The 13257-nt window shown below is 67.2% G+C and carries 15 protein-coding genes and 1 other RNA gene; 10 read left to right on the top strand and 6 right to left on the bottom strand.

Annotation, left to right across the window (positions count from 1 at the left end; translation table 11 throughout):
- Nucleotides 1-212: 212 nt before the first annotated feature.
- On the top strand, nucleotides 213-2300 hold the full coding sequence (locus tag GF399_04320; protein MBD3399539.1) for a hypothetical protein: 2088 nt from the start codon (nucleotides 213-215) through the stop codon (nucleotides 2298-2300).
- Nucleotides 2301-2442: 142 nt separating this feature from the next.
- Here GF399_04320 and GF399_04325 read toward each other — a convergent pair whose 3' ends face one another.
- Genes GF399_04325 through GF399_04340 form a run of 4 tightly spaced genes read right to left on the bottom strand, consistent with a single transcriptional unit; the run spans nucleotide 2443 to nucleotide 5086 of the window.
- The gene (locus GF399_04325; protein MBD3399540.1) at nucleotides 2443-2886 is read right to left on the bottom strand and encodes a hypothetical protein; all 444 of its coding nucleotides are present in this window, start codon (nucleotides 2884-2886) and stop codon (nucleotides 2443-2445) included.
- Entirely contained in the window at nucleotides 2883-3287 is a 405-nt protein-coding gene (locus GF399_04330; GenBank protein MBD3399541.1) for a helix-turn-helix domain-containing protein, read from the bottom strand. Before GF399_04330 ends, GF399_04325 begins: the two co-directional genes overlap by 4 nt.
- 6 nt (nucleotides 3288-3293) lie before the next feature.
- Nucleotides 3294-3653, bottom strand: a complete 360-nt coding sequence (locus tag GF399_04335) for a hypothetical protein (GenBank protein ID MBD3399542.1) — start codon at nucleotides 3651-3653, stop codon at nucleotides 3294-3296.
- A gap of 50 nt (nucleotides 3654-3703) precedes the next feature.
- The gene (locus GF399_04340; GenBank protein MBD3399543.1) at nucleotides 3704-5086 is read right to left on the bottom strand and encodes a hypothetical protein; all 1383 of its coding nucleotides are present in this window, start codon (nucleotides 5084-5086) and stop codon (nucleotides 3704-3706) included.
- 212 nt (nucleotides 5087-5298) lie between these two features.
- Between GF399_04340 and GF399_04345 the strand changes: the two genes are divergently transcribed.
- The 8 genes from GF399_04345 to GF399_04380 all read left to right on the top strand — a co-directional run bounded on the left by GF399_04345 (nucleotide 5299) and on the right by GF399_04380 (nucleotide 12017).
- Complete coding sequence (locus GF399_04345) at nucleotides 5299-6141, top strand: hypothetical protein (protein MBD3399544.1); 843 nt, start codon at nucleotides 5299-5301, stop codon at nucleotides 6139-6141.
- 218 nt (nucleotides 6142-6359) lie between these two features.
- On the top strand, nucleotides 6360-7340 hold the full coding sequence (gene ftcD, locus GF399_04350; protein MBD3399545.1) for a glutamate formimidoyltransferase: 981 nt from the start codon (nucleotides 6360-6362) through the stop codon (nucleotides 7338-7340).
- A 27-nt stretch (nucleotides 7341-7367) separates the two neighbouring features.
- Nucleotides 7368-8687 carry an imidazolonepropionase gene (locus GF399_04355; GenBank protein ID MBD3399546.1) on the top strand — a complete coding sequence of 440 codons (1320 nt, stop codon included), beginning with the start codon at nucleotides 7368-7370 and terminating at the stop codon, nucleotides 8685-8687.
- 88 nt (nucleotides 8688-8775) lie between these two features.
- Nucleotides 8776-8937 (top strand): hypothetical protein, encoded by a 162-nt coding sequence (locus tag GF399_04360; GenBank protein MBD3399547.1) that lies wholly within the window; start codon nucleotides 8776-8778, stop codon nucleotides 8935-8937.
- A gap of 81 nt (nucleotides 8938-9018) precedes the next feature.
- Nucleotides 9019-9645 carry a methenyltetrahydrofolate cyclohydrolase gene (locus GF399_04365; protein ID MBD3399548.1) on the top strand — a complete coding sequence of 209 codons (627 nt, stop codon included), beginning with the start codon at nucleotides 9019-9021 and terminating at the stop codon, nucleotides 9643-9645.
- Between the two features lie 44 nt (nucleotides 9646-9689).
- On the top strand, nucleotides 9690-10358 hold the full coding sequence (locus tag GF399_04370) for a hypothetical protein (GenBank protein ID MBD3399549.1): 669 nt from the start codon (nucleotides 9690-9692) through the stop codon (nucleotides 10356-10358).
- Nucleotides 10235-11707, top strand: coding sequence for an MFS transporter (locus GF399_04375; protein ID MBD3399550.1), 1473 nt, complete (start codon nucleotides 10235-10237; stop codon nucleotides 11705-11707). The genes GF399_04370 and GF399_04375 overlap by 124 nt, the downstream gene beginning before the upstream one ends.
- Nucleotides 11708-11711: 4 nt before the next feature.
- The gene (locus tag GF399_04380) at nucleotides 11712-12017 is read left to right on the top strand and encodes a hypothetical protein (GenBank protein ID MBD3399551.1); all 306 of its coding nucleotides are present in this window, start codon (nucleotides 11712-11714) and stop codon (nucleotides 12015-12017) included.
- A gap of 6 nt (nucleotides 12018-12023) precedes the next feature.
- On the opposite strand, the gene GF399_04385 is transcribed toward GF399_04380, so the two are convergent.
- A complete protein-coding gene (locus tag GF399_04385) occupies nucleotides 12024-12527 on the bottom strand; it encodes a hypothetical protein (protein ID MBD3399552.1) in 504 nt (167 codons plus the stop codon).
- On the bottom strand, nucleotides 12437-12589 hold the full coding sequence (locus GF399_04390) for a hypothetical protein (protein MBD3399553.1): 153 nt from the start codon (nucleotides 12587-12589) through the stop codon (nucleotides 12437-12439). The genes GF399_04385 and GF399_04390 overlap by 91 nt, the downstream gene beginning before the upstream one ends.
- Before the next feature lie 287 nt (nucleotides 12590-12876).
- Between GF399_04390 and ssrA the strand changes: the two genes are divergently transcribed.
- Nucleotides 12877-13257: a transfer-messenger RNA gene (gene ssrA, locus GF399_04395) on the top strand.

The raw sequence follows: 13257 nt of genomic DNA on the forward strand, positions 1-13257 counted from the left end.
GGACGATGAGGAGGGGGACGCGGAGGCTTGACCGGCGGTAGTTGAACGCAGAAGGCGGGGCGAGATGTGCCGGAGCCGGCTGCTGCGGCCGGGACGGCTGGACGGCACCGTAATCCCCCGACGCAGCGCGCCTGCTTCGCCTCAGAGTTGCAGGCTACCCTCTTGTACCTTTCAACGTCATGTGGTTGTAATCGTCGAGCAGGGGAGGCCGAATGATAGAGCGTTGGAACAGATTCACAGGCTGGCTGAGGGAGGACCGCCGCTGGCTGGTCCCGCTGATCTTCGCCATAGCATTCTTGTTGCGCCTGGTAATGCTGCTGCAGCTCGGGGAAACTCTATACTGGGACCGGATCACGCTCGACTCCTTTCACTACTTTCAACGAGGCGCGGAGATCGCCGCCGGGGTCAATCCCGCCCCCGAGGGCTTCTTCATGACGCCCCTCTACCCCTTCTTCCAGGCCCTGCTGCGCTGGCTGGGGCTGACGCCGCTGTTCTTTTGGCTGCGCCTGTTCCAGGCCGTCTTCGGCGCCCTGAGCTGTGTGCTGGTCTACCGCCTGGTCCACGAGGGCACGGGGCGGCGCTGGGCCGGGGTGATCGCCGGCGGGCTGCTGGCCGTCCTGGGGCCGGCGATGTTCCACGACATGACCCTGCTGGTGACCAGCCTGGCGACGCTGCTGGCCACGGCGGCGGCGCTGCAACTGGTGCGTTTCTCGAAGGACGGCAAACTGCGCGACCTGATTTGGGGCGCCGTCTGGCTGGGGGCGGCGGCTCTGGCCTGGGGCACCTTCCTGGCCGTGGGCCTGGTGCTGGCGGTCTGGTTGGTGCTGCGCGAGTGGCGGGCGGGCTGGAAGCGTGCGCTCAAGCGCGTCGGCGTTTTCGCCGGCTGCGTGCTGCTGCCCATCGTCCCGGTGACGATCCATAACTACGTCAATACCGGCGAGTTCATCCTCTCGACGGCCAACGTCGGCATCAATCTGCTAATCGGCAACGGCGAGGAAGCCAACGGGCTCTACAACCCCCCCGCTCGGGTGGCGCAGGAGAAGGAGTTCGACGGTACGGGCACACACTACCTGAGTCGGCTGTGGGAGCGTCATGTAACCCAGAAGGAAGCCGACGAGTACTGGACCCGGGAGGCGTTGGAAGACATGGCCGCCGCGCCCCTGACCACCCTCGGCAACCTGCTGCGCAAGGCCTACTACTTCATCCACGGCTTCGAGTGGCCCCAGCTCGACAGCTACTATCACTTCAAGGTAATCGTGCCCTGGCTGGGCCTGCCCTGGCCGACGCTGGCCGTGGTGATGCCCCTGGCCCTGCTCGGTCTGGGCCTGGCCTGGCGCTTCCGCCGGGAACTGGCCCCCGTCTACCTGATGACCATGGCCTACACCGCCGGGGTCTGCCTGTTCTTCATCACCGGGCGCTACCGCTTCCCCATCGTGCCCCTGGCCTGCGCCCTGGCCGGGATCGCCGTCTGGCGTCTGGTCGAGTTCATCCGCGAGAAGCGCTGGCGCGAGCTGGGTCTGTGCGGCGGGGCGCTGGCCGTACTGGCCGTCGGCGTCAACCTGCCCCTGCCCGTGACGGAGGAGCTCTCCGAGCCCGGCCTCGTCCACTACAACCTCGGCTCCCGGCTGTTGATCTCCGCTCGACCCGCCGAGGCCGCCGAACAGTTCGCCCTGGCCGTCGAGGAGATGGAGGACCCGCCGCCGCCCTTCTACGTCGACTGGGGTGTCGCCGAGCACCGCCTGGGCAACCTCGAACACGCCGTCGAGCTCTACGAAACGGCCCTCGAGTCCGGCGGCCAGGTCATCCCCAAGCTGCCGATGAACCTGGCCACGGCGCTGATGGAGCTCGACCGCTACGCCGAGGCCGAAGAGGCCTACCTCCACGCCGCCGAGCTGACGCCGCACTGGCGCGACGCCTGGCTGGGCGCCGCCGACGCCGCCCTGGCCCGCGGCGACCGCCTGGCCGCCCTCGAACACCTGCGAGCCGTCGTCGGCGCCCTCGCCGCCGACCCCGTCCTGCTGACCCGCCGCGCCGACCTGCTCCTCGACCTCGACCAGTTCCGTCAGGCCCGGCGCGACTACGAGCTGGCCCTCAAAGCCGCCGACTTCCCCCCCGCCCGCCTCGGCCTGGCCCGCGCCCACGCCGCCCTCGGCGCTTCCTCCTCGGCACGGGAACAGCTCGGCATCATCCTCGATATCCCCCTCCCCGGCGAGGAGCCCGGACATAGCGAGGTCCGGCGCCTGCAGGCCGCCGCCCACTCCCTGCTCCGGGAGCTGGAAGACACCACCAGCCTCGAATGACCCCGGACGGCGGCGCGCGTTGTTGCCGCGCCGGACCGTTAGGGCTGGCGTGAATGCAATAACCGTGACGCCGCCGGGATGGGGAGATACGAAAGCCCCGGCCTCAGGGCCGGGGTTGATTACGATTAAGGCCGGCGTAAACTCAATCCTCCCGCTTGACGCCGATGTGCAGTGAGGGCAGCATCAGCGGCGGCATCAGACCGGCGCGCTGACTCAGCGATCCGATCAGCTCCCGCAGGTAGGGCCAGGCGTTATGGGGGGCGTTGATCTCGGCGAAGGCAGCCAGCGCCTGGTCACCGGGCTCGGGTTCTCCACAACTGTAGCGGAGCGCAAAGGCGCCCTCGAGCTGCAGCGCTTCACGTTCGCTCTCCTCTTCCAGCAGCTTGAGTTCGAAGCCAACCTCGAACTCCAGCCGCTGTGTTTCACGGCTAAGCAACCGCCCCCGGGTCGCCAGGCTGATCTTGCAGTTCCCCGTCGGTTCGGCGTAACTGAAGGACAAACGGCACAGCCTGACCTCCCTCAATTGCACGGCGCGGGAGATTTCGGCGGACAGCTTGAGCTGGTGCCTGGGAAAGGCCCGGATCATGCGACACCTCGAAGCAGGGTTTCCTCGATAACCTCGTCCTCCGTTGTGATCTCAGCGGTATTCCCGGTTTCATCCGCGTCGATCAGTTCCCAATTCTCGGAAACGAGCAGAACGTTGTTGACGCAGCCCGGCGGCGCGGCCTTGATGACAACCTCCCGGCCCAAGGCCGAGAAGATGTCGGAGAGGGAACGCAGGGTCAGGTTGGAGTAACCGCGCAGCAGCTTGGTGATGTAGGACTTCGAGGTTCCCAGGCGGCGGGCGAGTTCGGCCCGGCTGGTCTCGCTCTGCTCCATCACTTCCCAAATGAGCTGGCTGACGTCGAAGATCAAGCCCTCCTGGGCCAGCAGGCGGCGATCCTCGTCGTTTTCGATCAAGTCGTAGTAGAGGCCCCGCTTCTCCATCACTCGTCAACCTTCCAGATATGCCGCTCTGTCATCCTTGACCAGCCGGATCGTCGTCGGATCCGCCTTGTTTCTCTTTTTTTCAACGGCGCGGCACATGATGAACCTGTCTGCGTCGAAAAAGCCGTACACCCTTATCTGATAGGCCTTAATCGCATAAACACCATCACCTTCATTGTTGAAATGCTCTTTACCGGGCCGCTGTATTACGCATATTCGTTGCATCCATTTCCGGATTCTTCGGTAGTCGTTGGGCTTGTTCCTGCTCAATTTCATCAGGAAATCGAGCACCCGGTTCGCTCCGTTATCGTCAACAAGAAAGGACGTGCTGCGGTATTCCCCTTGGTGGAAAAGGATCGTGTCCATGCATCGCCCCGCCAAGTTAACCTGTGGGTTAACTTCTGTCAAGTCCTTTTTTACACCAGCGGCTTGCCGAAGCACAGGATCGTCGCCGTCTGGTTGATGTGGCCGATGTACTGCTCGCCGTAGGTCGAGAAGCCGGCGTAGGTCCGCCCGCCCAGGCTGCGGACGAACTCGTCGACGATCCCCCGGCTCTCCAGCTCCAGGTGCCGCAGGATGCAGTTGAAGACCAGCATGGCGCCGATGGAGCGTCCCAGGTCCTGTTCGGCCTCGTTGACGGCCTGCTCGGTGCGCCCCGGGATATCGGTGTTGTCGAGCAAGCGCAGCTCCGAGCCCTCCTCGACCTGGCAGTAGAACTTGATGCTCGCCCCGTCGTCGAGGATCTGCTGCGGGCTGCGCACGTAGGGCTCGTCGCCCACGGCCAGGCCGATGGGGTGGCTGGTCATCGCCTCGCGGTCCAGCTTGTCCGGGGGCAACCCCAGGGCGGTGGCGTAGGCCTCGACGGCGGGCTTGTCGTTGAACTCGAAGACGGTGCGCTCGGCCTTGTCGACCTTGGTCGCCAGCAGCTTGTCATTGCGCATGCTGAAGCTCTGGGTCTTGGCGATGGTGTAGGGCACCCTGAGCTTGAGCAGGGCCAGCACGGCGGCGTCGCTGTAGCATTTATCCTCGCAGAAGACCCAGGTCTTGTTGAACTTGAGGTCGTCGCCGGCCGAGCCGCCGATGAACAGGGCGTCCGTCGCCCCGCCGAGGGCCACCATCAACGCCTCCTCGCCCCCGGAGAGGCCGTCGGGCAGCACCAGGCCGACGTACTTGTCGGGATCGAGATCCAGCGGCTCGACGCCGTACTGCTCGGCCAGGTAACGCACGGCCTTGGTGGCCCCGGCGGCGCCCCGGGAAAGCTCGGTCACCACGGCGAGCTCGACACCCTCGAGATACGTCGCCGGCAGGTAGAGCCCGACGACGGAAGCGTTGGTCAAGCCCCGCGGCGAGAGCTCACCGGCCGTCGAGCAGCCGATGACCTTGGTCAGCGGGAACTCGTTCTTGACCGCCCAGGCCAGGGCCTCGGGCTGGTAGACCGTCGAGGCGAAGAAGACGAACAGGCCGCCGGCCACCGAACCCACGGTTCGCTTAAGCTCCTTGGCGGCGCCGCCCGGCGAAGTCTCGTCGGAATAGGCCCAGCGGGCGTTGGTCGTCCTGGCCGCGCCGGCCTCGGCCTGCAACTGCGTCGCCAGCCGGCCGATGTCAACCCCCAGGTTGCGCCCGATGGTCACCAGGCGCTCGATGATGATCTCGTCGTCGGCGGAGTCCGCCGTGAACGACGCGAGCGGTCGCCCCAACTGGAGGGCGATCTTCTCCCGGGTGGACTTGATGCGCTCCCGCTTGCCCCGGGCCCGGGTCTTGACGATTTCTTCGATCAGGGTGCGGATGATGCCGGCCATCGGAACCTGCCTTTGCTAACAGGGAACTTGTCAAGTATATAGGCAGTTTACTATATCGGCAAACCCCGCGACAAGGGGCCAACGCTTCACCGGTGAAATGCTATACTTACAGGGTAGCCGCTTTGGATTCGCTTTGCCAGGTCCGACCGCCCCGCACACCCCGCAAGCAAGCCCGCCCCAACCCCGTGGGATGAATAACCCGGGAGGTCCCCATGCGACGTCCGCCGCTGTTGTTGCTGTTGTTGCTCAGCGTCCCGTTGTCGGCCGCCGAGCCGATCAGCCTGGCCGTCACCGACTTCGAACCCCTGGGCGTCTTTCCCGACCAGGCCCGGGCCGTGGCCGAGATCATCCGTACCGAACTGGTCGGCCTGCCCGGCATCCAGGTCATCGAGCGCGCCCGCCTGGCCGTCCTCCTCGAGGAGCGCAGCCTGTCGATGAGCGGGCTGACCACCGAACAAGCCGCCGAACTCGGTGAACTCACCGGCGCCGACTACGTCGCCGTCGGCTCCGTGGCCGCCCTCGGCAGCACCTACACCGTCAGCCTGCGCCTGGTCGAGGTCGCCACCTCCGAGGCCGTCCTCGGCGAGACCCAAACCGTCGGCGACGCCGAAGAGCTGCCCTGGGCCTGCCGCAGCCTGGCCGTCACCCTGGCCAAGGCCACCGGCTCCGAGGCCGCCGAGGTCGAGGTCCCCGTCTCCGGCGGCGCCCCGCCACGGGCCCAGAGCCTCAAGTTCTACCGCCGCGGCGAATACGACGAACCCCGCAGCGCCTTCGCCGCCGCCGAGACCGACCTCGTCGTCTGGGCCCTCGAACTCTTACGTGAGGAAACCGCCCTGCCCCAGACCCACGAGGTCAAGGTCCAGTGGATCGATCCCGCCGGTGAGAGCCGCTGGAGCGAGGTCCGCGCCGCCGAGTTCGCCGCCGGTCAGGCCGCCCGCCGTGTCATCGGCGGCAAAGGCTACACCGAGACCGGCGCCTGGGAAACCGGCGTCTGGACCCTGCGGACCCTCGTCGACGGCCAACTGGCTCTGACCCGCACGTTCACAATCGACTAGGGACCGCCCAACCACCCCGGCACGCCCCCAGGCCCCGGCGCGGTTGTTGCCCGAGTCCGTCCGGTTGGAAGACCGGACGGACTCGGTGTGCAAGAACCGTGACGGGGCCCGCGGCCGAACCCCCCGCCCCGCCGTCCACCCCTTATCCGCCAACCGTCCCTGTGTTATAATCTGCGGTGATTTGCCACTCAGCCACCCCCACCGTGGAGGATACGACCTTGGCCGAAGTTATCGAATGGGTTCCCAACATCAGTGAAGGCCGCCGTCTCGATGTAGTGGAGCAGATCGTCGCCCCGTTGAAGGATCTCGAGGGCCTCAAGCTCCTCGATTACTCCTCGGATCCCGATCACAACCGCACCGTCATCACCGCCGTCGGCGACGAGGACGCCCTCGAACGCGGTACCCTGGCCCTCTACGGCGGCGCCCTCGAACACATCGACATGAACGCCCAGTCCGGCGAGCATCCCCGCCTGGGCGCCGTCGACGTCTGCCCCTACGTTCCGGTGCGCGAGACCTCGATGAAGTCCTGTGTCAAGCTCTCCAAGCGCATCGCCGAGAAGGTCGCCGCAGCCTACGACCTCCCCGTCTATCTCTACCGCGAGTCGGCCACCGCCGAGCACCGCGAGAGCCAGTCCACCATCCGCAGCAAGCTGGGCGAGTACGAGGGGCTGGCCGCCAACATGGGCGGCGAGCAGTGGACGCCGGACTTCGGACCCGCCGAGCCCCATCCCACGGCCGGTGCGACGATCATCGGCGCCCGCCCCTTCCTGATCGCCTTCAACGTCAACCTCGACACCACCAGCGTCAAGATCGGTAAACGCATCGCCAAGGCCGTCCGCGGCAGCTCCGGCGGCTACCTCAACGTCCAGGGCGCCGGCTTCTACCTCGAGGATTTCGAGGAGGGCCCGGTCACCGTCCGCTCCTACGACGAGAACGGCGCGCCGATCGTCCGTCACGGCACCTATCGCCGCCCCGCCGGCATGGTCCAGATCTCGATGAATTTTCTCAATTACCGCAAGACGCCGCTGTACCGCGTCCTGGAGACCATCCGCCGCGAGGCCGCCCGCTACGGCGTCGCCGTCGTCCAGACCGAACTCGTCGGTCTGGCCCCCGCCGAGGCCTTCATCTTCGCCGCCCGCTGGTACATGCAGACCGACAACCTGCGCCTCGATCAGCATATCATCGACTTCCAGATCTAACTCCGATCCCCGCGGGGTGAGAAGCGCATGAAGACAAAGGCGCCCGACCTGATCATCCATAACAGCGGCTTGGTGATCACCTGCGCCGGTAAGGCTCCCCGGCGCGGCCCCGACCAGGGCGAGTTGGCCGCCGTCGCCGACGGTGCCGTCGCCGTTCGCGGCGACAAGATCCTCGCCGTCGGACCCCAACGGGAAATCCTCGATCTGGCCGACCGCCATACCCGGATGATCGACGTCGGCGGGCGGATGATCCTGCCCGGACTCGTCGACCCCCACACCCATCCCGTCTACGGCGGCGATCGCGCCGACGAGTTCCTCAAGCGCCTGGCCGGAGTCGATTACGAAACCCTCCACGCCGAGGGCGGCGGCATCCAGGCCACCGTTCGCGCCACCCGGGACCTGACCGTCGCCGACCTCGTCGAACAGGCCCGGCCCCGCCTGGCCCGGATGATGTCCAACGGGGTAACGACCTTCGAAGCCAAATCCGGCTACGCCCTCGACGTCCCCGGCGAGCTGGCCCTGCTCCAGGCCGTCCGCGAACTCGATCAGGCCGGCCCCTGGGAGCTGGTGCCCACCTTCATGGGCGCCCACACCCTGCCCGACGAATACAAGAACGACCGCCGGGGCTTCGTCGATCTGGTCATCAACGAGATGCTGCCCCAGATCGAGGCCCTCAAGCTGGCCGAGTTCTGCGACGTCTTCTGCGAGCGCGGCGCCTTCGACGTCGACGAGAGCCGGGAGATCCTCCTCGCCGGTCGCAGCCGCGGCCTGACGCCCAAGATCCACGCCGACGAGCTGTCGGCCTCCGGCGGCACCGAGCTGGGGGTCGAACTCGGCGCTCGCAGCGTCGATCACCTGCCCTACGTCTCCGAGCGCGGCATCGAGCTGCTGGCCGACAGCGACACCGTCGCCGTGCTGCTGCCCGCCACCACCTTCTTCCTCTTCAAGGAACACTACGCCCCGGGACGCAGACTGGTCGACGCCGGAGCGATCGTCGCCCTGGCCTCGGACCACAACCCGGGCAGCTCCCACACCCTCGACTACTTCCGCGTGCTCGAACTGGCCGTCATGCGCTGCGGCCTGACCGCCGAGGAGGCCCTCGTCGCCGCCACCATCAACGCCGCCTATGCCGTCGACCGCCACGACCGCATCGGCAGCCTGGAGCCCGGCAAGCAGGCCGACCTGGCCATCACCGACGTCTACCGTCCCGCCGAGCTGATCTACGGCTGGGGCGTCAACCATGTCACCGGCGTCGTCAAACGCGGCAAGCTGATCAACCGCCGCCGCAGCCACCACCGCGAAACCCGCAAACCGCCGCGCAACCTCTCCCGGCTGTTCCACGACTAGCAGACGGCCGGAGACCGTTGACACCGGTCCTGCGGTGATTGCGAGGCCCGCCCGGCCGCAACTGGCACGGTTTTTGCGTCGGCGGACGGTGTCGAACGTACTGCGGTTTCCGGGCTGCAAAAACCGTGCCAGTTGCGGCCGGGCAGAAGCGGCGGTGATCGAGAGAGGTCATGTCAACGGTCTCCGGCCGCTCGGCACGCTGCGGCGGCGGCGGATGAAAGAAGTCAACGACGGTTCGGGCGATCCGTAATCGCCGTTTTCATCCAGTCACAAACAGTTTCAAGCATTCACACAAAACCTCAGCAGCTCAACGAACCCTGGAGGTCGATTAGTGCTCACCGGACTGAAGATCAGCGAATTCTTGGACAAGCTGGGTTCCAACGAACCGGCCCCGGGCGGCGGCTCGGCCGCGGCTTTGGCCGGCGCCATGGGCGCCAATCTGCTGACGATGGTCTGCGCCCTGACCGAGGGCAAGAAAGGCTACGAGGACTACGCCGAGGAATGCGCCGCCGCCCGGGGGGCGATCGGCGAAACGGCGACCCGGCTCCAGCAACTCGTCGACGAGGACACGGCGGCCTTCAACGAGCTGATGGCGGCCTTCAAGATGTCCAAGAAGGGCAAGGAGAACAAGGCCGCCCGCAGCCGGGCCATCCAGGAGGCCACCAAGAAGGCCACCCAGACCCCCCTGGAGGTCGCCGAGCTCTGCCGGGACACCCTGCGCCGTGCCCCGCGCCTGGCCGAGATCGGCAACAAGAACGCCATCTCCGATGTCGGCGTCGGTGCGCTATTGCTGACCAACGCCGTCAACGGCGCCCTGCTCAACGTGGCCATCAACCTGCCCGGCCTCAAGGACGAGGCCTTCGTCAACGAGGTCAAGGCCAAGCGCGAGGTGCTGCTGCGCGGCGTGGCCACGGATCTCAACGCCGCCCTGGCCGTCGTTCACCGCCACGTGGATTAGTTTCCCCCAGCTCACTGCGGGACGGCCGCGGCCGTCCCGTTTGTATGAAAGCCGCCGCCATGGACCGCGAGCTGTACCTGCTGCGCCACGCCGAAACCGAAGCCAACTCCCGGGGCATCCTTCAGGGTCGGCTGGACTATCCCCTGACGATTCGGGGACAGCGTCAGGCCGCCGCCCTGGGGCCGGTGCTGATCGGGTTGGAGTTCGATCTGCTGTTGCGCTCACCGGCGCAACGCGTCGCCGCCACTCTGGCCCCGGCCCGGGAGCTGGGGTTGCCCGAGGCCGCAATCCGCGAGGACTTGCAGGAGATCGACCTCGGGAGCTTGAGCGGAATCAGCGGGGAGGACTTCGCCGCCCGCTTCGCCGCCGAGATCGACCTCGAGGAGTACCGCCGCGGCGAGTACCGCTTTGGCGGCGGCGAGTCGCGCCGGGAGCTCTACGACCGCGCCGCCGGGGTCTGGCGCAGCCTGGAGCGGCTGGAGTTCCGCCGCGGGCTGCTGGCCGCCCACGGCGGGCTGCTTTCCCAGCTCCTCGCCGTCGCCCTGGGGGTGCCCAACGACGGCCGGGTGCGTTTCCGCCTCGACAACGCCTGCCTGTCCAAGCTCCTCTGGCACGACGGCCGGGCCTTTCTCTCCAGCTTCAACGACGCCGTCCATCTCCCCGACGGGCACCGTTCCCCGCCCTTCACCCCGCGCCTGGGTCGGGGCGCCTAGCCGTGGCCCTCGACCGTGAAGCCCTGCGCCGGGGGCTGCGTATCTGCACCTGGGAGGGCGTCACCGCTCAGCTCCACCTCTCCGTGGTCACCAGTGCCGTGTTGACCGGTCTGGCCCTGCGGCTGGGCGCCGGCGAGCTGACCCTGGGCCTGCTGGGCGCCCTGCCGATCGCCTGCCGTCCGCTGCAGCTCCTCTCCGCCGCCCTGCTGGACCGCGGCGTCGACCACAAACCCATCTTCACCTGGGGGGCGCTGATCCACCGCGCCGTCTGGATCGTCCCGGCGCTGCTGCTCCTCTGGCCCCTGGGCGACGACACCCGGCTGAGCCTGCTGGTGGCCGCGGTTGCCGTCAGCTACGCCGCCGCGGCGCCGACGGAGAACGCCTGGGTTTCCTGGGCCGCGGACTACGTCCCGGCGGGTATCCGCGGCCGCTACTTCGGCCTGCGCAACCTGATCCTCTACGCCGTCGGACAAACGGCGGCTCTGGGCGCCGCCTTTTGCGTCGACCGCCTCGGCCCCGCCGACGCGGGCCTGTCCCACCTGTTGGTCTTCGGCGCGGCGGTCCTCTCCGGCCTGGTCAGCGTCTGGTTGCTGGCGCGCTACCCTGAACCCCGGCGTCGTCACTCCCAGGGCTTCAGGCTGTTGCCCGGTCTCCGGCGCGCCTTGGCCAACCCCAACCTGCGGCGTTTGCTGGTCGCCGCCGGGTTGTGGAACGTCGCCGTCGGTATCGGCGGGCCCTTCTTCGCCCCCCACGCTCTGGACCATATCGGCCTCGATTACACCACCTTTCAGTTCTACGGCGTGCTCTGGACGGTGGCCGCCCTGCTGACCAACCGCTTCTGGGGCCGGGCCCTGGACGACTTCGGCAGCCGGCCCCTCCTCGTCATCGCCGGTGCGGCCCTGGGGGTTTTCCCCCTGATCTGGGCCCTGACCGGACCGGGCCTGAGCTGGCCGCTATGGCCCGAGGCTCTGGCCTCGGGAACCTGCTGGGCGGCCTTCAACCTGGCCCTGTTCGCCGCTCCGTTGGGCATCGCCAAACGCGAGACCCGGCCCTACGCCATCGCCGCCGTGGCCGTGACCACCGGTCTCGGTTACCTCGGTGGCTCGACCCTCGGTGGCCTGTTGGCCGAGGGGATCGGCGGCACCCGACCCCTCCTCGACGGTTGGCTGACCGGTTACCAGTCGACCTTCATCGTCAGCGGTCTGGCCCGTCTCGGCGCGGCGGCCTTCTTCGCCCGGTTGGACGATCCGGGTGGCGATCACCTGCGACCCCTGGCCGCCCACCTCGGCGAGGTCGGCCTCAAGCGGCCCCTCTACTGGCTGCGCGGCCTGTTCCGCCGCACGGAGTGATCCGATGCTCAAGCCCGATCAGCCACCCACGGCCAAAAACCTGCGCGCTCGGGCCTTCATCGTCCTGGCCGTACTGGGGTACCTCGTCGTCCAGGGTATCGTCGGCCTGCTCACCGAGGAGCCCGTCTACTTCCTGGCCGACCAGCTCCCCTGGCTGGAGTACGGCCTGCTGACCGCCGGCGTGGGCGTGCTGGCCCTGATCCTCGTCCGGCGCTGGCGCCGCGCCGCCCACGCCGAGCGAGCCTTCGAGACCGCCGAAGCCGATGAAGAAACCGCCGGCGACGACGCCGACGGCACCAACACTGACTGAGTCGCGCTAGCTCCGGGCCCGGGGAGCCTCGGTCGCCGGGGTCGCCGGCTCACGCGGGAAGCGGATCCGCACCCGCGCATCATCGAACACCTCCAACTCCAGCTCCCCGCCGTAGTACGTCCCCACCCCACGGATCAGGCCCACCAGGATCGGCATCAGTCCCCGCTCCGACTTGTAGGTCATGATCAGTGTTTCGCTGTCGGGCTCCTCGTAGTCGAAGCGCGGCGGGTGGGCGTTGGCCATCGTCCGCGTGGTCACGTCGTGGACCTGGTCCATGTTGAGCAGCATCTCGCGGGCGTTGTCCGCCCGGCGGAAGTACAGCGGGTAGATGCGGTTGGCGAACTCGTTGACCCAATGGTGGCCGAAGGCGTCCGCGGCCTCCTGCAGGCTGACGCCCAGACGCTCGCACGTCGTCTTGATCACCCCAGCACCACCTCGTCCGGGATGTCCGAAGTCGCCAGGATCGTCGTCCTCGCCGGCACACCCGCCTTGTCGAGGATCTCCCGCCAGACCGCCGAGCCGTGCTGCCGCGTGATCATGTCCTTCAAAGCCAAGGCGATGATGCCCTTCATGGCGTCTCCTTTTCCGCCGGAACGGCTAACGTCTTGCGCCCCGTTATTGTGCTGAAGCTAAAAAAACGGACACTCCCTCAACTAACCTAATATAGCTAACCTAACATAGCTAAAAAACATATGCATATCAACGCCCGACCTTGACAGACCGCCGTTTTTGTTATACTTTACCCCTTGCGCCGCGAACCGGGGGGCTCGCTCATCCGGGTCACCCAGCGGCCCCGCAGGACGGGGCAAAAGAAGCGCCGTCCGCCGACGCCGATGAAACTCACACCGGCGTAATCGACGGGGGCGAACCGGGTTCGACGGTAGACGCTTCGGCGTCAGTGGCATGCCGAGGTCGCCGCAGGCCTCGTTAAACAGGCGGCACACAAAAAACGCCGACACTGAGTTGGCTATGGCTGCTTAACCCGTTTAGCACGGGTTAAGGCTTAACAGCCCGTCCTCGGTGGACCCCGCCTATCGGTCCGCCCATAGGGCGTCAAAACTGGTAGGCGCCAAACCCCGGGTGGTTCCTTCCCCGGGCGGAGGCTATCGCAGAAGGGACTAGCGGTCGGGCCGAGGTTGCCGCGGCCCTGTCCGATGGCGAAACCCAAGCGCGGCTAAGCATGTAGAGCTGACTGACCTGGCTCTATCGGACGGGGGTTCGATTCCCCCCGCCTCCACCA

This window comes from Candidatus Coatesbacteria bacterium (assembly GCA_014728225.1).
In the GTDB taxonomy this organism is placed as follows: Bacteria; RBG-13-66-14; RBG-13-66-14; order RBG-13-66-14; family RBG-13-66-14; genus WJLX01.